Annotated in this window: 22 protein-coding genes; 21 read left to right on the forward strand and 1 reads right to left on the reverse strand. The window is 60.1% G+C overall.

Features of this window, described 5'->3' with window-relative positions; all coding sequences use genetic code 11:
* The gene (locus tag CAQU_RS01905) at nt 1–798 is read left to right on the forward strand and encodes an ATP-binding cassette domain-containing protein (protein ID WP_075724746.1); all 798 of its coding nucleotides are present in this window, start codon (nt 1–3) and stop codon (nt 796–798) included.
* Between the two features lie 39 nt (nt 799–837).
* Here the strand turns inward: CAQU_RS01905 and CAQU_RS01910 are convergent, their stop codons facing one another.
* Nucleotides 838–1,443 (reverse strand): TetR/AcrR family transcriptional regulator, encoded by a 606-nt coding sequence (locus CAQU_RS01910; RefSeq protein WP_075724748.1) that lies wholly within the window; start codon nt 1,441–1,443, stop codon nt 838–840.
* Between the two features lie 150 nt (nt 1,444–1,593).
* Between CAQU_RS01910 and CAQU_RS01915 the strand changes: the two genes are divergently transcribed.
* The 20 genes from CAQU_RS01915 (at nt 1,594) to rpsK (ending at nt 17,294) form a co-directional block, all read left to right on the forward strand.
* Nucleotides 1,594–2,655, forward strand: coding sequence for an ABC transporter permease (locus CAQU_RS01915; protein WP_075724750.1), 1,062 nt, complete (start codon nt 1,594–1,596; stop codon nt 2,653–2,655).
* Nucleotides 2,656–2,851: 196 nt separating this feature from the next.
* Complete coding sequence (locus tag CAQU_RS01920; protein WP_075724752.1) at nt 2,852–4,090, forward strand: cation:proton antiporter; 1,239 nt, start codon at nt 2,852–2,854, stop codon at nt 4,088–4,090.
* 94 nt (nt 4,091–4,184) lie between these two features.
* A complete protein-coding gene (locus CAQU_RS01925; RefSeq protein WP_075728263.1) occupies nt 4,185–5,453 on the forward strand; it encodes an acid phosphatase in 1,269 nt (422 codons plus the stop codon).
* On the forward strand, nt 5,431–5,967 hold the full coding sequence (locus CAQU_RS01930) for a hypothetical protein (protein ID WP_169836016.1): 537 nt from the start codon (nt 5,431–5,433) through the stop codon (nt 5,965–5,967). Before CAQU_RS01925 ends, CAQU_RS01930 begins: the two co-directional genes overlap by 23 nt.
* Nucleotides 5,968–6,281: 314 nt before the next feature.
* The gene (rpsH, locus tag CAQU_RS01935) at nt 6,282–6,680 is read left to right on the forward strand and encodes a 30S ribosomal protein S8 (RefSeq protein ID WP_075724757.1); all 399 of its coding nucleotides are present in this window, start codon (nt 6,282–6,284) and stop codon (nt 6,678–6,680) included.
* Nucleotides 6,681–6,697: 17 nt separating this feature from the next.
* Nucleotides 6,698–7,234, forward strand: coding sequence for a 50S ribosomal protein L6 (gene rplF, locus CAQU_RS01940; protein ID WP_075724758.1), 537 nt, complete (start codon nt 6,698–6,700; stop codon nt 7,232–7,234).
* Nucleotides 7,234–7,632 (forward strand): 50S ribosomal protein L18, encoded by a 399-nt coding sequence (gene rplR / locus CAQU_RS01945; protein ID WP_075724760.1) that lies wholly within the window; start codon nt 7,234–7,236, stop codon nt 7,630–7,632. The genes rplF and rplR overlap by 1 nt, the downstream gene beginning before the upstream one ends.
* Nucleotides 7,633–7,672: 40 nt before the next feature.
* Nucleotides 7,673–8,302: a 30S ribosomal protein S5 gene (rpsE, locus tag CAQU_RS01950; protein WP_075724762.1), complete on the forward strand. Its 630-nt coding sequence runs from the start codon at nt 7,673–7,675 to the stop codon at nt 8,300–8,302.
* A 5-nt stretch (nt 8,303–8,307) separates the two neighbouring features.
* On the forward strand, nt 8,308–8,493 hold the full coding sequence (gene rpmD / locus CAQU_RS01955) for a 50S ribosomal protein L30 (RefSeq protein ID WP_075724765.1): 186 nt from the start codon (nt 8,308–8,310) through the stop codon (nt 8,491–8,493).
* 7 nt (nt 8,494–8,500) lie between these two features.
* Nucleotides 8,501–8,950 carry a 50S ribosomal protein L15 gene (gene rplO, locus CAQU_RS01960; protein ID WP_075724767.1) on the forward strand — a complete coding sequence of 150 codons (450 nt, stop codon included), beginning with the start codon at nt 8,501–8,503 and terminating at the stop codon, nt 8,948–8,950.
* Nucleotides 8,951–9,138: 188 nt separating this feature from the next.
* Nucleotides 9,139–9,549 (forward strand): hypothetical protein, encoded by a 411-nt coding sequence (locus CAQU_RS01965; RefSeq protein WP_075724769.1) that lies wholly within the window; start codon nt 9,139–9,141, stop codon nt 9,547–9,549.
* A gap of 432 nt (nt 9,550–9,981) precedes the next feature.
* The gene (locus CAQU_RS01970; protein WP_084562679.1) at nt 9,982–10,647 is read left to right on the forward strand and encodes a lipocalin family protein; all 666 of its coding nucleotides are present in this window, start codon (nt 9,982–9,984) and stop codon (nt 10,645–10,647) included.
* Nucleotides 10,648–11,210: 563 nt separating this feature from the next.
* Complete coding sequence (gene secY / locus CAQU_RS01975) at nt 11,211–12,536, forward strand: preprotein translocase subunit SecY (RefSeq protein ID WP_075724770.1); 1,326 nt, start codon at nt 11,211–11,213, stop codon at nt 12,534–12,536.
* On the forward strand, nt 12,533–13,087 hold the full coding sequence (locus CAQU_RS01980; RefSeq protein WP_075724773.1) for an adenylate kinase: 555 nt from the start codon (nt 12,533–12,535) through the stop codon (nt 13,085–13,087). Before secY ends, CAQU_RS01980 begins: the two co-directional genes overlap by 4 nt.
* A gap of 235 nt (nt 13,088–13,322) precedes the next feature.
* Entirely contained in the window at nt 13,323–14,126 is an 804-nt protein-coding gene (gene map / locus CAQU_RS01985) for a type I methionyl aminopeptidase (protein ID WP_075724774.1), read from the forward strand.
* Between the two features lie 371 nt (nt 14,127–14,497).
* Nucleotides 14,498–15,220: a L,D-transpeptidase gene (locus tag CAQU_RS01990; RefSeq protein ID WP_075724776.1), complete on the forward strand. Its 723-nt coding sequence runs from the start codon at nt 14,498–14,500 to the stop codon at nt 15,218–15,220.
* 189 nt (nt 15,221–15,409) lie between these two features.
* Nucleotides 15,410–15,835, forward strand: coding sequence for a hypothetical protein (locus CAQU_RS01995; protein WP_157108852.1), 426 nt, complete (start codon nt 15,410–15,412; stop codon nt 15,833–15,835).
* A 223-nt stretch (nt 15,836–16,058) separates the two neighbouring features.
* Nucleotides 16,059–16,280, forward strand: coding sequence for a translation initiation factor IF-1 (gene infA / locus CAQU_RS02000; RefSeq protein WP_075724780.1), 222 nt, complete (start codon nt 16,059–16,061; stop codon nt 16,278–16,280).
* 237 nt (nt 16,281–16,517) lie between these two features.
* Nucleotides 16,518–16,886: a 30S ribosomal protein S13 gene (rpsM, locus tag CAQU_RS02005; RefSeq protein ID WP_075724783.1), complete on the forward strand. Its 369-nt coding sequence runs from the start codon at nt 16,518–16,520 to the stop codon at nt 16,884–16,886.
* Nucleotides 16,887–16,889: 3 nt separating this feature from the next.
* Nucleotides 16,890–17,294, forward strand: coding sequence for a 30S ribosomal protein S11 (gene rpsK, locus CAQU_RS02010; RefSeq protein ID WP_075724785.1), 405 nt, complete (start codon nt 16,890–16,892; stop codon nt 17,292–17,294).
* The last annotated feature ends 13 nt before the right edge of the window (nt 17,295–17,307 follow it).

Raw genomic sequence — 17,307 nt, forward strand, 5'->3', positions numbered from 1 at the left:
ATGAGTGAGAATACTTCGACGAACGCTGCTCCGATTGTTTCTTTGCGGGGCGTGGATAAGTCCTATGGCCATTTTGATGCGCTGAGTGATATCAACTTGGAGATCTATCCCGGAACTGTCACCTGCATCTTGGGTGACAATGGTGCGGGTAAGTCCACGTTGATCAAGATCCTGTCTGGCCTGCACCGGGCGACCCGCGGCGAGGTGCTGGTGGATGGCAAGGCACAGGTGTTTAAGGATCCGGCCGATGCGCTGAAGGCGGGTATCGCCACCGTGTATCAGGATTTGGCTGTCGTTCCGACGATGCCGGTGTGGCGTAACTTCTTCCTGGGGCAGGAGATGGTTAGCCAGCCGTTTGGCCGGTTGAAGATCAATGAGATGCGCGAGATTTGCCGCAAGCAGCTCGGTGGCTTAGGTATTGATATTCCGGATATTGATGTTCAGATCCGGCACCTATCTGGTGGCCAGCGCCAGGTGGTTGCGATTTCGCGCGCGATTTACTTCGGTGCCCGCGTGGTCATTTTGGATGAGCCGACGGCGGCGCTGGGCGTGAAGCAGTCTGGCATGGTGCTGAAGTTCGTCAACGAGGCCCGCGAGCGTGGTATCGCTGTGGTGCTCATTACGCACAATCCGCACCACGCGCACTTGGTGGGTGACCAGTTCAGCATTTTGAAGCTTGGTCGCCAGGTGCTTAACGCGCCGCGTTCTGAGGTGACTCTTGAGGAGTTGACTCAGCAGATGGCTGGCGGTGGCGAGCTGGAGACTTTGGAGCACGAGCTCAAACGCAACCAGTCGTAGGCCTTCGTGCCGTGGACCCAGGTTTTCCTGGGTCCTTTTTTAGTGCTGGGGTAGGGCGTTGGCTTTTTCGGCCCATGTGCTGGCGGTGTTGATGTAGCTGACAGTATCGAAGTTTTCTTGGATGGCTTTGCGCAGGATGAAGCCTTGGGCGGCGCCGGTGAATAGTGCGGCGCTGTCGGTGGCCCATGTGGGGGATGTTGGTGTGGTCTGGTTGGTGTGCTGGGCCCAGCGTTCGAGGGCTTCGGAGACGATGTCGGCGAGGTCGTCGATGAAGCGGTCGACGATGGGGCGGATGTTGTCGTCGACGACGGCTTGGCTCCATAGCTGTACGAGGGAGGGGGCTGCGGCTCCAGTGTCGAGTGCTTCGAGAAGTGAGCGCATGATGTCTGCTGGGGTTTTGATGTCGCCGCTTGTTAGGGGGGCGAGGCCTTGTTGGCGGGAGGCGATGATGGATTCTGTGACGGCTTGGAAGATGTCTGCTTTGGAGGGGAAGTAAGAGTAGATCGCGCCGGCGGACAGGCCGGAGGCTTTGATGATCTGCGACATGGAGGTTCCGTCGTAGCCGTATTGCTGGAAGCAGGACAGTGCGGCTTGGGTGATGGTTTCGCGGCGTGCGTTGCGGTGTTCTTCACTGACTTTGGGCATGGTGTGTTTAAGGTTTTGTGCAGCTAGGGGTGTGTTTGGGGCGGGCTGTTGAGGGGTATCTGCGAAAGAGAATGATTGTTCTAATTTGACCTTAGTGTACCGCAGGTGTTTTATAAAGAACGTTCGTTCGTTTTCTTTTGGAGGTTTCGCATGACCCACCAGCCACCAAGCTCGCTCAAGCGCGCTATCACCATCGCCATCGCCGCATCGTTCATCGTGGGCATCATCATGCTGGCCTTCAGCTGGCCCACGCTGACCGCAAAGGTCGAAGACCTTCCCGTAGGGGTGGTGGGAAACCAGCAACAAATCGCCGCGATGCAACAGCAGGTCGACGACCGTGGGCACACCATGGTGCTGCACGAAGAGGCCGATAGGGGAGCGGCCGTCGCCGCTATTGAACGCCGCGACGTCTACGGAGCATTGGTCTTTAATGACAACGCCGCGCCCACCATGCTGGTCTCATCGGCAGCCAACCCCCAGGTCGCGCAGATGCTCACCGGAATGGCACAGCAGATGAGTGACACCCTGACCGACAAAGCTCAAGCCGGCTTCCTGCAGCAAGTGCCCGCCATGGCTGCTGCGGGAACCATGCCCCAAGCCCTGCCGAAAGTCACCGTTGCGGTGGAAGACGTGGTGCCCCTGAGTGCGGAGGATTCCCGCGGCACCGGCCTGGTTGCTGCATCCTTCCCGCTGGTCTTGGGCGGCATGATCGGCGCTGTGCTCATCAGCTTCCTCATCCACGGCTCCCACCGTCGTGGGCTCGCAGTCATCTTGTACACCCTGGGCGCAGGCATTGTTCTCGACCTGATCCTCCAGGCCGGTTTCGGGGTACTGCAGGGCAATGCCCTGACCAACATGCTGGCCATTACCCTGTCCATCGGTGCCATCACCGCGGTCATCGTTGGCCTGCGCGGACTGATCGGGCCGGCGGGTATCGGTGTTGGCGCCATCCTGTTCCTTTTCATGGCCAACCCCATCTCATCGGCCACTATGCCCAAGGAATTCATCCGCGCGCCCTTCGGCACCATCGGCCAGTACCTCCCGCCGGGAGCATCCTCCACACTCCTGCGCGACCTGAGCTACTTCCCCCACGCTGACCTGGCCACCCCCTGGGTCACCCTGGGTGCCTGGGCTGCCATCGGCCTGGCACTGATTGGACTGGCCCTTGCGCAAGAAAACAAGCGCCTGCGCGCAGCAGAGCACGTCGCCTAAGTGCTCTCGTCAAAAGCAGCTGTCGGGCCGCCAGGTACTGGTTTGGCTCGTCAGCAGCTTTTTATGCTGCGCACCTGATACGTCGCAGCTGGCTGGTCGTTGATAAGGTCAAAACGGTTTTGACCATCGGCTCTGACACCAGTGATGGTCGCGTCTTTTCCGGCAAAGTCCCCTTCGCCCCAGCATCGAAAGCACCATGAGCAATATCTTCGACCTCGCCCACCACACCGACCTGACCTCCGCGTGGTGGATCGCTTTGGCGGCCATGCTCTCGCCACTGCTGTCGAGCCTGACGCGTAAGAAGGTGCCAGATGTTGTGTGGCTGTTGCTGCTTGGCGTCATCATTGGCCCCAGCGTGCTGAACTTCGCGGACATCGGCCCCGGCATCGCCTTCGTGCGCGAACTCGGGCTGGGCCTGCTGTTTTTTATCGCCGGCATGGAAATTAACATGGAGCAACTGGTGGATAAAGCCGGCAAACACGCCCGCGGCAGCTACCTTCTATGCCTCGCCCTTGGCATTGCGGCCGGGCTTGCCATCTCCCACGGCGACGTGCGCACCGCCATCGTGCTCGGCATTGCGAGCACCTCAACGGCGCTAGGCACGCTACTGCCAATCCTGAAAGACAGCGGCAAGCTGGCTACCCCCTTAGGTTCCATGGCCATGCGGCACGGTGCAATTGGCGAACTCGGGCCCATCATCGCCATGACTTTGCTGTTGTCGGCCCGTGCTGCCTGGCAATCCGCCCTGGTGCTCATTGGCTTTGTTGTTGCAGCAGCCTTCGTCGTCTACCTGCCCGCACACGTGTTTCGCAACGTGCCCTGGATCAGCAAAGCCCTCATTAGTGGTGTGAACACCACCCAACAGACGGGCTTGCGTTTTTCGATGCTGGTGCTGATCTCCCTGATGGCGCTGACCAGCATGCTCAACCTGGACGTCGTCCTGGGCGCCTTCGTGGCAGGCCTGCTCATCGGCCGGCTCGTTGCCCAAAAACCCGAAACCAAGGAAATCTTCGATAAGAAACTGGAGATCATGGGATTCTCCTTCCTCATCCCGGTCTTCTTCGTCACCTCCGGGATGGGCATCGACGCCTCCGTCGTCGCGAAGGGATGGGCCAAGGTTGTGCTCGTCGTCCTGCTGATTCTTCTCGTGCGCGGACTGCCCGTGTGGTGGCGCGAGCGCCGACGCGTGCCAACAACCACCGCCCAGCAGCTATCCCCCGTCGAACAAGTCGCACTCGCCCTGTATGCCGCAGTGGGCCTGCCCATCATCGTCGCCGTCACCGAGGTCGCAACCGCCAGCGAACTGATCACCGACGACGACGCCTCCTTGCTCGTGGCAGCAGGTGCCGTCACGGTGTTGCTGTTCCCCATGGTGGCCGACCAACTTTTGCGCCGCAAAAACAACAAGCCCGTATCCGCGGGCAAACCTGCGTAAATATCTCCCCGGCAATTCAGCTGCGTCGAGTTGGGTGTCCCCGCATCAACCCAAGTGCCCCGTAAAACGGGTGTTTCTGGTTACTATGAACGCCATGACCAGCACCCCACAAACCACTCGCGTTGCCCGCGCCATCGGCGCCCTGTTCATCGCCACAGCCACCGCCTCGGCCAGCCTAAGCGGTGCCACAGGCATCGCCCAGGCCGATAGCCTGCCCAAGCTTCCCGCGGTCGCCCCAGGCCAGCACGAGCCGGTTTATCACGAAGGTGCACCCGTGCCGGTACGATTCGGCCCGGACGCATACGTCGGATACATCTCCGACATTTCCTCCCACGACTTCGGAATCTACAACGACGTCATCTCCAGCTTCGGTGCGCTGCGCTCCAACGATGCTGTCATGCAGCAAAACCTCGACACCGTCGTCGCCATCAACAACGCGGCTGCAAACAATCCCGCCGTCATCGCCCGCGCCCAGGCTGACGCCAAAGCCGATCAGGACGGGTTGTTGGACGCCTTTGCTGATGCTTTCGGCCAGGATCTCGCACCCCACGTCCACGCCGCCCTCGCCGAGCACCGCCTGCCGAAGACCGAAATGCTGCTCGGTGGTGGCTGGTTCGCCCGCGCCGGTGGCCTAGCCTCCTCGATGTTCATCGAGAAAGAAATCTATAAAAACGACCGGCCCTTCTTCGTCGCCCCCGAGCGCATCAAGCGCTACGAGATCGATGGCCGCCAGCTATACCTCAACTCCAAGTCCTTCCCATCCGGTCACACCAACCAAGCAACCTGGACCACCACCCTGCTAGCCGCGATGCTGCCAGAATTGGCACCGCAATTCCTGGCGCGCGGCAGCGAAGCCGGCTACAACCGCGTAGTCATGGGTGTGCACTACCCACTCGACGTTATTGGTGGCCGCATGACCGGCACCGCCGCTGCCGCCGACCGCTGGAACGACCCCAAGATGCGGGCCAACCTCCAGGCCGCGGCCGAAGAAATCCGCGCCGAACTCGAATGGCGCTGTGGCGATACCCTCGCTAACTGTGTCGCCAAGCAGAATGCCGCCGGCAAGGCCTACTCCAAAGATTCGGTAGGGGAGTACACCACCCGCGCCACTTACGGCTTCGCCCCCATCGGTGCGACCGACGCCCCGATGATCGTGCCCCAAGCAGCCCCCGACCTGCTGCTGGGTGCCTTCCCCCACCTCTCCTACGAGCAGCGGCGCCAAATCCTGGCCCAAACCGCCCTGCCCGCCGGGCTGCCCCTGGATGATCAAGGCCCCAAGGGCTCCTGGCAGCGGCTCAACCTCGCCAAGGCAATGACCGCCAACATCACCATCGGCATGGATGGCAATGTCACCGTCCATTAACCCCACCTTGTGGGTTGTGCCCTTCGTCCCAGGCGGGATCGGTACCTGGGGTGAAGACCAACTGCCCGGCCCCACCCGAGCCGCACTCACACAACTGAGCGCGGGCCGTGGGGACGCGGCAGATGTCGCAGCCGACCCCGCCCTCCGCGAAGCGGGACTGGCCCTCTACCACTACGGCCCCCACGGCCGTCTCGAACCCGTCGTCGGCAACCAGGCCCTACTCGATGCGGACACCTTCGCCACGTTCGTGATCCGCGACCCAGACACCACGAACGCGCAGCCGCCCACCCACACCTGGCCCATCACTCTCCCTACCACGCCCCACCCCGCAGGGGAGGAGCAGCACCTCCACTACAGTGACTGCGGCTGCACCACCTGTGCCCCCGCCCCCGGACGGCACCCCGCCGAGTGCACCTGCCCCGCGTGCGAACAAGCCCGAGTGTGCGGCTGGCACCCCGTCGGCTACGCCTGTGGGGCATGCGAAGACTGGTACCACGGCCTAACCTGGGTGTGACCTGCGAAACGCCTGCTTGCGCAGCACATAGTTCTGCTGATAATGTTGCCCGTCGGACTGTCGCACGGTGACCATACACGGACACCGCGCCGGGTTCACGCGGCTAAAACCGCCACAACCTGCACAAAGCAGCTCCCACTGTTCATATAAGCACCTACTTTGTTGTAGGCCCCTCGCCCACGAGCGTCCGCCGAAATTTTTTTGGAGGCAGCGAGCTCTGCCACTACTGAGTGGTTAGAGCGCCAAGTGGCCAATGAAATGCGATAACGCAGGGTGAGTAGGAACCGCAACGAGAAAGGCATCAAGGTCGTCTTATGACCATGACTGATCCTATTGCCGACATGCTGTCGCGCGTGCGCAACGCTAACAATGCGTACCACGACTCCGTGTCCATGCCCTCCTCCAAGCTGAAGGCAAACATTGCCGAAATCTTGAAGTCCGAGGGTTACATCGCTGATTACACCGTTGAGGATGCCAAGGTCGGCAAGACCCTGACCATCACCCTCAAGTACGCTGCTGACCGCACCCGCTCCATCGCAGGTGTTCGTCGCGTGTCCAAGCCGGGTCTGCGCGTGTACGCCAAGTCCACCAACCTGCCGCAGGTCCTCGGTGGCCTGGGCGTGGCTATCATCTCCACGTCCCAGGGTCTGCTGACCGACCGCCAGGCTCACGAGAAGGGTGTAGGCGGAGAAGTCCTCGCCTACGTCTGGTAAGGGAGGTTTGAAAAGATATGTCGCGTATCGGTAAGAACCCCGTCGTCATCCCCTCCGGTGTGGAGGTCAAGCTTGACGGCCAGCACGTCGACGTCAAGGGCCCGAAGGGCACCCTGAACGTTGATATCCCCGCCCCGATCACCGTCGCTGTTGAGGGTAACGAGATCATCGTTTCCCGCCCCGACGATGCTCGCAAGAACCGTGCCCTGCACGGTCTGTCCCGCTCTCTGATCAACAACATGGTTGTTGGTGTCACCGAGGGCTACACCATCAAGATGGAAATCTTCGGTGTTGGTTACCGTGTCCAGCAGAAGGGCTCCAACCTGGAGTTCTCCCTGGGCTACAGCCACCCCATCCTCATCGAGGCGCCGGAAGGCATCACCTTCGCTGTGGATGGCACCACCAAACTGTCCATCACGGGTATCGACAAGCAGAAGGTCGGCCAGATCGCAGCTATCATCCGTCGTTTGCGCAAGGATGATCCTTACAAGGGTAAGGGCATCCGCTACGAGGGTGAGCAGATCCGCCGCAAGGTCGGAAAGACGGGTAAGTAATGAGCAACGAAGCAAACAAGCGCCTCCCCATCGGCAAGGATATTTCCACCCGCCGTCGTGTGGCACGTGCCCGCCGCCACTTCCGCATCCGCAAGAGCATGCGCGGCACCGCCGAGACCCCGCGTCTCGTCGTGCACCGCACCTCCCGCCACATGCACGTCCAGGTCATCGACGACCTGAAGGGCCACACTCTGGCCGCAGCCTCCACCATCGAGGCCGACGTGCGCGCACTTGAGGGCGACAAGAAGGCCAAGGCAGCCAAGGTCGGTCAGCTGATTGCTGAGCGCGCCAAGGCAGCCGGCATCGAAACGATCGTCTTCGACCGCGCTGGCTACAAGTACCACGGCCGCGTCGCCGCTATGGCTGACGCTGCCCGCGAAGGTGGTCTGAAGTTCTAATGATCACCGCAGCCAAGAAAAACAACGGAAGGATCGCGTAATGCCGGGACGTGAACGGCGTGACGGCGGACGCACCGCCGACAACAACAAGGACAACCGCAACGAGCGCCGCGGCCGTGGCCGCGACGATCGTCGCAACCAGCAGCAGGACGAGCGCTCGCAGTACATCGAGCGCGTCGTGACCATCAACCGCGTTTCCAAGGTGGTCAAGGGTGGCCGTCGCTTCAGCTTCACCGCCCTGGTCATCGTCGGTGACGGCGAAGGCATGGTCGGCATCGGCTACGGCAAGGCCAAGGAAGTTCCCGCGGCCATCCAGAAGGGTGCAGAAGAGGCTCGCAAGAACTTCTTCCGCGTCCCGATGGTTGCCGGCACCATCACCCACCCTGTTCAGGGTGAGGCAGCCGCTGGCATCGTGATGATGCGCCCGGCAGCCCCCGGTACCGGTGTTATCGCCGGTGGTGCAGCTCGCCCCGTGCTCGAGTGTGCTGGTATCCAGGACATTCTGTGCAAGTCGCTGGGCTCCGACAACGCTATCAACGTCGTCCACGCCACCGTGGACGGCCTGAAGCAGCTGCAGCGCCCCGAAGAGGTTGCCGCTCGCCGCGGCAAGACCCTCGAAGAGGTCGCTCCGGCACGTATGCTGCGCGCACGCGCAGGTCAGGAGGCTTAATCACCATGGCCCTGAAGATCACTCAGCTCAAGGGCACCGTTGGTGCTAAGCAGAACCAGAAGGACTCGCTGCGCAGCCTCGGCCTCAAGCGCATTCGCCACTCCGTGGTCCGCCCCGATACCCCTGAGGTTCGTGGCATGATCAACGTGGTGCGCCACATGGTCGTCGTCGAAGAAGTAGCGGGGGAGTAGGTAAAACATGAGCGAACCCATCAAGCTTCATGATCTGCGCCCGGCACCGGGCGCAAACAAGGCCAAGACCCGCGTAGGCCGCGGTGAGGCATCCAAGGGTAAGACCGCCGGTCGCGGTACCAAGGGCACCAAGGCTCGCAAGCAGGTTTCCGCTGCTTTCGAGGGTGGCCAGATGCCGCTGCACATGCGTCTTCCGAAGCTCAAGGGCTTCAAGAACCCCGCCAAGGTCTACTACCAGGTCGTCAACGTTGCCGACCTGAACAAGGCCTTCCCCAACGGTGGCGACGTCACCGTTGCCGACCTCGTTGCTGCCGGCCTGGTTCGCAAGAACCAGCCCGTCAAGGTGCTCGGCACCGGCGAAATCAGCGTCAAGGTCAACGTAACTGCCGAAAAATTCTCCAACTCTGCGAAGGAGAAGATTGAGGCAGCAGGTGGCTCCATTAACGCCACCAAGTAATCGTTTTTCACCCGCTCGGGTGGAGTAACGATTAACACATGAGTAAACCGGATTATTTCCATCACTTGGAAATAATCCGGTTTTTTCTCTTGAAATCCCTTTCAAACACCCCTACCGTGGCTGGCACACGTTGTTCCAAGTCCGAACCCGAACAACGTTAACCCCCAGATTCAGAAAGGGCCGATCCAATGACTCCTTCGAAGATCTCCCGTAAGTTTGCTGCTACCTTCGCCGCCGGCGGAATGGTAGTGGCAGCACTCGCAACTGCTCCTGTCGCTCACGCTGGCGATGACTTCAGCTCCAACCTCAAGAACTTCCAATCCAGCGAGGGCACGAGCAGCACCACTGACAACAGTGACCTCAACCGCCGTGAGAAGACCGTCCTCAAGTACGGTGTGACCACCCAGGAGCAAATCGACAAGTGCAAGGCTGAGTGGGCCGACAAGGTTCTGCCCGCCATCGACCGCGGCTACGACTTCCCGTGCCCGACCTCCCCGATCTCCCAGGAAGAATACGATGCCGCCAAGGCTAAGGCTGGCAACGGGGTCACCGGCTCCATCGAAGGTGTCCTGGGCATCTTCAAGGGCTTCTCCTCCTAAGGCCCTTTCGCGCACCTCCTGTTTTCGATGACATGTGTCCGCCGGTGGCGGGCCCCACGCACCCAAAGCGTGTGGGCCCGCCACCGGTTTTTTAAGGTATTTGGCGTCGCTTTGATGACGCTCAAAGGGGCGGGCAGTTGGCTGCGCCCGCGCGTTTGGACCGTTGTGGTCAAACAATTTTTGACCAAACTTGAACGCCGTCTATTACATCCTTTCGGCTTCTTGCGTGGTATCTCGCTGTGTGGCTGGCAGTGAAAAATTCTTCCGTGGGGGATGAAAAGTCCTGGTGCTAAGGCTATGTGTCGAGTGGCTTAGGCAGATCTAAAGGTAATATCATAGCTATAGCGTGGTTAGGTGACCTGCACATTTCGCCTTTACTAACTATCTAAATTAGGTTTAGCTTGCTGTAGTTTTCCTGCTACGGTCGAGCCTATGAAAATTTCACGCATCGCCGCCACCCTTGCAGTGGCCACCTCTGTCCTCGTCGGCTCCGCAGCCCCCGCCCTCGCGGCTGATCGGGGCTTCACTGGAATTCCGACCCCCGCAACCGACCTGTCTTCCACTATGAACTTCGGTTCCAGCGCGCCGGAATCCCTCGAGCAGCCCACCGTTGCATCCCTCGAGGAGCTCAAGGGCACCTGGTACCAGGTGGCGACGATCCCCACTCCGTTCAACCTCCAGTGCGCTAAGAACACCACCGCCACCTACGAGGTGCTGGCCGAGGATATGATTAGCGTCCGCAACGCCTGCACCGATTGGTTCGGCAACGACTCCGTCATTAATGGACGTGCAAAGCTCACTGGCGCAGAGAAGAACAACGAACTGCGTGTCGCCTTCAATGACATCCCCTTCCAGAACATTGATGGCCCCACCAACTATCAGATCCGCTACCGCAGCGATGATGGCAACCTCATGATCGTCGGTTCTCCGAATGGTCTCAGCGGTTTCGTGCTTTCCCGCACTGCCGATGTCAGCGATGAAACCCTTCGCGACGTCGTTCGTCCCGCCATCCAGAATGCAGGATGGAATCCGTGGGTATTCCTCACCAGCCCGCAGGATGGCGGCGTGCAGGGCGTGCGCAGCCTGGGCACCGTCTAAAAATTTCTAGGTTTCCTATATTTACTGTAGGAACCCACGCGGTGATTCGATTTCCCGATGGGGGATCGGGTCGCCGTTTTTTTCGCGTACTGAACCATGCTGAAGGCTCCGCTTATATGTCCGTCTCGACGCGACGGTAATCAGTGAGCGAGGGGGTGACGGGCGTTTGGCAAGGGTATGGGCGCGCTAAAGAGGAAAGGATCCGTGTTGGACATCGGCGTTGGTGAGCGCGAGTACTGCTGTTGATCGGCTCGCCAACCCTTCGGAAGTGCCAAGCGAACTGGATCTTTGCATCCACCGAATGTCTGGCCGATCGGTACGCCAGGTCGCTGCCCTTAGCCCCGCTGTCGAAGCGCTCAGTTTGGAGCTTTCGATGTTGTTGCTGCCGAGAGCGCTCGGTTGTATACCACTGCAATGTGGTCTCGTGTAGCTAATCTGTCGACGCCCTGGTAAGTTTGAAACGTTGTAATGACAGGCCACCCATGTCTCTATAGGGTTGGCTGCCCACCATTTCCACCCCAAGTTTTCCTTCAGGCGGCGAACTTGGGGACGCAGGAGGATATGTGTCCGCCCTAGTCTCCGTCTTAAAAGACGCGGATCTTCGAAAAAAGATCCTTTTCACGATCGCCATGATCGTGTTGTACCGCATCGGTACCCAGATCCCGACCCCCGGTGTTGATTACAAGACCGTCATGGATGCGCTGAAGAACGCAACCGCCGACGGCTCCAACATCTACTCGATGGTCAACCTCTTCTCCGGCGGTGCTTTGCTGCAGCTGAGTATCTTCGCGATCGGCATCATGCCGTACATTACCGCGTCGATTATTGTGCAGCTGCTCACCGTCGTCATTCCTCGCTTCGAGGAATTGAAGAAGGAGGGACAATCCGGCCAGGCCAAGATGATGCAGTACACCCGTTACCTCACGATTGCCCTGGCGCTGTTGCAGTCCTCCGGCATCGTGGCGCTTGCTGACCGTGGTCAGCTGCTGGGCAACGGGGTGTCTGTCCTCAAGCAGGATCGCACCATCTTTGACCTGATCATCATCGTGCTGACGATGACCGCAGGTGCTGTGCTGGTGATGTGGATCGGTGAGCTCATCACCGAACGTGGCATCGGTAACGGTATGTCGTTGCTGATCTTCGCTGGTATTGCCACCCGTATGCCCGCACAGGGCGCACAGGTCTACCAGTCCTCCGGCCCGGTGGTCTTTGCCGCAGTTGTCGCTGCAGTGCTGCTGCTGGTCATCGGTGTGGTCTTCATTGAGCAGGGCCAGCGCCGCATCCCCGTCCAGTACGCCAAGCGCATGGTCGGCCGTCGCCAGTACGGTGGCACTTCCACCTACCTGCCGCTGAAGGTCAACCAGGGTGGCGTGATCCCCGTGATCTTCGCGTCCTCCCTCATCTACGTTCCGGTGCTGATCACCCAGATCATCAACTCCGGTTCTCACCAGATGGGCGACAACTGGTGGCAGCGCAACGTCATCCAGTACCTGCAGGCTCCGTCCAGCTGGCAGTACATCGTGCTGTACTTCGCGCTAATTATCTTCTTCTCCTACTTTTATGTCTCGGTTCAGTACGATCCGGCCGAGCAAGCCGATAACATGAAGAAGTACGGTGGCTTCATCCCCGGCATTCGCCCGGGTCGCCCCACCGCCCAGTACCTGGGCTACGTCATGAATCGACTGCTGTTTGTTGGTGCCCTTTACCTCGGCATCATCGCTGTTTTGCCGAACATCATGATGGACTTCGGTATCTCTGGCGCGGGCGGCGGCACGCTGCGAGCCTTCGGTGGTACCGCCATCCTGATTCTGGTGTCCGTGGCTTTGACTACGGTCAAGCAGATTGAAAGCCAGCTTCTGCAAAGCAACTACGAAGGGTTCCTCAAATGAGACTCGTCCTCCTTGGTCCTCCCGGTGCCGGCAAGGGCACCCAGGCCGCTATCCTCTCCGAGAAGCTCGGTGTTCCGCACATTTCCACCGGCGACCTGTTCCGCGCCAACATTGGCGAAGGAACCCCGCTCGGTGTGGAGGCTAAGCAGTACATCGATGCCGGCAAACTCGTCCCCACCGACGTCACCGCCCGCATGGTCGAGTCCCGCCTTAATGAGGACGACGCGAAAAACGGTTTCCTCCTAGATGGTTTCCCCCGCACCGTCGAGCAAGCCGACCTGCTCGAGGGGATCCTGGCCAAGCAGAACGCTACCCTCGACGGCGTGGTTGAGTTCCGCGTCGCCGAAGACGTCGTCGTTGAGCGCATGCTGGCCCGTGGCCGTGCGGACGACAACGAGGACACCATCCGCACCCGCCTGCACGTCTACCGCGATGAGACCGCACCGTTGATTGATCACTACGGTGACGCCATCATCACCATCGAGGCTGAGGGCAGCGTTGAAGACATCAACGCCCGCACCATGGCAGCCCTCGAGGCACTCGCTAAGTAGCCGACTCCGCCCAGCCGACCTCTATTGAGACAGCGGCGGGGCGAAAACTACGGATACTTTCACAAACTCCTGCAACATACGGCCCGCCTTTGCCACCAAACGGTGAAAATCTTTATGCAAGGTGCGGGCCGTTTGCATGCCCAGCTGATGGGGCATGCATTTCCCTTATTGCTATTTTTTATTCCTCAACCCGCCCCGGCGGTTTTTTAACCACTCTTGAAGGAGTCCTTCCCCCATGGGTTTCCGTAAAAAGCACAAGCAGATCCCCGCAAAAACCCCAGGCGAACTCGACGCCATGGAGGCTGCCGGCCGCATCGTCGGCCAGGCCCTGGTCAATGTTCGTGAGGCCGCAAAGCCAGGCATGAGCCTCAAAGACCTCGATGAGATCGCTGAGGCAACCATTCGCGATGCGGGTGCAATTCCGACGTTCCTGGGATACCAAGGATTTCCCGCCTCCGTGTGCGCCAGTGTCAACGAGGTCATCGTGCACGGCATTCCCACCGCAGAGCACAAGCTCGAAGAGGGAGACTTGGTCTCCATCGACTGTGGCGCCACCTTCGAAGGGTGGGTCGGCGACAGCGCATGGACTTTCGGCATTGGGCAATTGGAAGAAGACGCACAGGCACTCAACGATGCCACCGCGTGGGTGCTCATGGAGGGCTTAAAGGCCATGGTTCCCGGAAACCGATTGACTGATGTCTCCCACGCCCTGGAGGTGGCCACCCGCAAGGCAGAGCAGAAATTCGGTGTGCACCTGGGCATCGTCGATGGCTATGGCGGACACGGTATCGGCCGCACGATGCATGAAGAGCCGTACCTGGCCAACGAGGGTAAGCCCGGTCGTGGGCCGGTCATCCAGGAAGGCAGTGTGCTGGCTATTGAGCCCATGCTGACCCTCGGCACCGAAGACAGTGCCGTGCTGGAGGATGATTGGACTGTAGTCACCCTGGATGGTTCCTGGGCTTCCCACTGGGAGCACACCGTCGCAGCGACCGCAGGTGGGCCACGAATTCTAACTCCCCGCCCGGCAGGGTTTTAAGCTTCCACAGCGTTAGAGACAAGTGGGGATTCGCGGTTGATGGATCCCCACTTGTGCTGTGTCAACACCAGACAAAGCGTGCCGAAATATCCCGCGGGCAGGGCTGAGACTGTGCCTGCGAACGCAATCACAGCAATAAATAGAAAAAGTCTAGGTCACACTTCTTCGCGGGGTGTCACGCACGGCGCAGGATGCACTTGATTCCATTTGAGGTGCCGGAAAGTGCTGCTGACCATAAGTTTTCTTCCGCGTCAAAACAACAATCCGCCACGTGTGGACAAAGTCGAAAGCGAGCGCGGTAGGGCAGCGATACACACATTGGCTTGTAGAAGTTTGTGTAAAGCCTGGATAAGCCCCCTATACTGCTAGGCATGCTCACCTCGACTTCTCGCCGCGTGGCCGCCGTAGCAATTGCTTGCGCCGCCACCGTAGCTGCACAGCCTGCCGTCGCTAGCGCCCAGCCCGTTGCTGGCTCTAGCGCTTCTGCAGGCATCGATCTCCGTCAGGGTGCCTGGGATACCCGTAACGCACTCCACGACGCAGCCAATGGTCTGCCCCCGGAGATGGCGCAGGGCGCCAAGAATGCCGTGGACGGTGCCGTCAATGGTCTGTTCCCCGGCGTTATCGCTGAAAAGGAAGCAGAAATCCGCGCCGCCGCAGAGCGCGCCGAAGCTGAACGCCGCGCCGCCGAAGAAGCAGCCGCCGCTCAGCGCGCCGCCGCAGAGCGCGCAGCCTTCGATCGTGGCCCCTGCCCCGATTGGGCCCGCGCCTGCGTCGACCTCAAGGGCGAGCGCTCCTGGCTGCAGGATGGCCACGGCAACGTGACCTACGGAGCAGTCCCGATCTCCTCCGGCGCTCCCGGCTACGAGACCCCCACCGGCGTTCACCGCGTGAACCGTCAGGTCAAGGACGAAATCTCCCGCGAGTTCAACAACGCGCCGATGCCGTACTCCACCTACTTCACCAACAACGGCATCGCTTTCCACGCCGGCTCTGTGGCATTGCTGTCCCACGGTTGCATCCACCTCAACCACGGTGACGCAGTCCGTTACTTCAACGATCTCAAGCCCGGCGACGTCGTCTTCGTCTACTAAGACCGCGCCCGCAGCAACAACATCCCAGCCATCCAGGCTGGGATGTTTTGTCATGTTAGGACAGTGTTAAAAATCGGCAAGGCAAACCCCTGGATGCGTTAGCGTAGAAATATCTCAGGGGCACGGTGGCTCCAATCGCCTCAAGTAGCCCGAAACCGATTGGGTTAAGGATCGGGAAGGATAGAGAATATGAAGACTCGCGGAGTAGCAGGGCTTTGCGCTCTTTTCATGCTGGCCGCGCTGTCGGCCTGCCATGTGGGAGTACACCCCGATGCCGAAACCCAAATGAGCCACGCCATCGCGGCCTCCGAACGCGCGCCCCAAGAACCAGTCATCACCATCCATGACGACGGCTCCTGCGGGCCAGCCATCGTCTTCGGGGATGTCGAAGGCCACCTCGAGGCCGAATACAAAGGGCAACCCGGAGATGTCATCAAACTCGACATCGCCATGAATGACGGCCAAACCATCGCGGAAACCATCCACAACGCAGATACCGAATCGCGTCGCTCGGTGTTTCTCGGCGTGAACTACGCCGACATCGACACCATCCATGTCACCGCCACCGCGTTGGTCGGCAAAGACACCACCTGCTTCGTGCGGCCCGCAAAATAACCCACTCGGCGCCAAGGCTGCGATCCCCGACAGGGGTTGGCGTGTCGTGTTCGCCACTTTTGCTGGTCTTTGCTATGGAACCGTGTTGCAAAAAATCCCAGCGTATGTGTATTGTTGCAAGTTGGTGTGCGCCACACGTGCGCGCGCCACTTGTTTCAGGGCCGATTATGCGGCTGCAAATACCAAGAGCCACGCTCAAGTGGCTTAAGGAAAAGTGGAGGATATGGCTAAAAAAGAAGGCGCCATCGAGGTTGAGGGTCGCGTTGTCGAACCCTTGCCGAATGCAATGTTCCGTGTCGAGCTCGACAATGGTCACAAGGTTCTTGCTCACATCAGTGGCAAGATGCGCCAGCACTACATCCGTATCCTGCCCGAGGATCGTGTCGTCGTCGCATTGTCGCCGTACGACCTGACCCGCGGTCGCATCGTCTACCGCTACAAGTAGAGCATTTTCACGCCTCCTCATTCCATAGCCTTTTCTGGAATCAGCGTTATCACCCGCACCCGTCACGTATGGCGTGCGGGATGTGCTGACTAGTGGGCTTGCATCACCTCTGGCTGCGGTGGCCGGAGCCTCGTATAAGCATCCTTGCCCCTCGGCACCGACCGAGAGGATTCAAGGAACCATCGGCGGGGACGAATGAGGAGAAAACCACCGTAAAACCGGAAAGGTAACTGCCACATGGCACGTCTTGCTGGAGTTGACCTCCCGCGCAACAAGCGCATGGAGGTTGCACTCACCTACATCTACGGCATCGGCCCCGCCCGTGCCGCCAAGCTGCTGGAAGAGACCGGCATCTCTCCCGACCTGCGCACCGATAACCTCACCGACGAGCAGGTTGCTGCTCTCCGTGACGTCATCGAAGCAACCTGGAAGGTCGAGGGTGACCTCCGCCGCCAGGTTCAGGCTGACATCCGTCGCAAGATCGAAATCGGCTGCTACCAGGGTCTGCGCCACCGTCGTGGCCTGCCCGTTCGTGGTCAGCGCACCAAGACCAACGCTCGTACGCGTAAGGGTCCTAAGAAGACGATCGCCGGAAAGAAGAAGTAATCAATGCCTCCTAAAGCACGCTCTGGCGCACGCCGCACTGGCCGTCGCGTCGTAAAGAAGAATGTGGCCCAGGGCCACGCATACATTAAGTCCACCTTCAACAACACCATCGTGTCCATCACGGACCCGAACGGTGCTGTGATCTCCTGGGCTTCCTCCGGTCACGTCGGCTTCAAGGGTTCTCGTAAGTCCACCCCGTTCGCCGCTCAGATGGCCGCCGAGAACGCTGCCCGCAAGGCAATGGATCACGGTATGAAGAAGGTTGACGTGTTCGTTAAGGGCCCGGGTTCGGGCCGCGAAACCGCCATCCGTTCCCTCCAGGCCGCCGGCCTCGAGGTCAACTCGATCTCGGATGTGACTCCCCAGCCGCACAACGGCTGCCGTCCGCCGAAGCGTCGTCGCGTCTAGTAGGGAAAGGAAA

It is taken from the genome of Corynebacterium aquilae DSM 44791 (genome assembly GCF_001941445.1).
Taxonomy (GTDB): domain Bacteria; phylum Actinomycetota; class Actinomycetes; order Mycobacteriales; family Mycobacteriaceae; genus Corynebacterium; species Corynebacterium aquilae.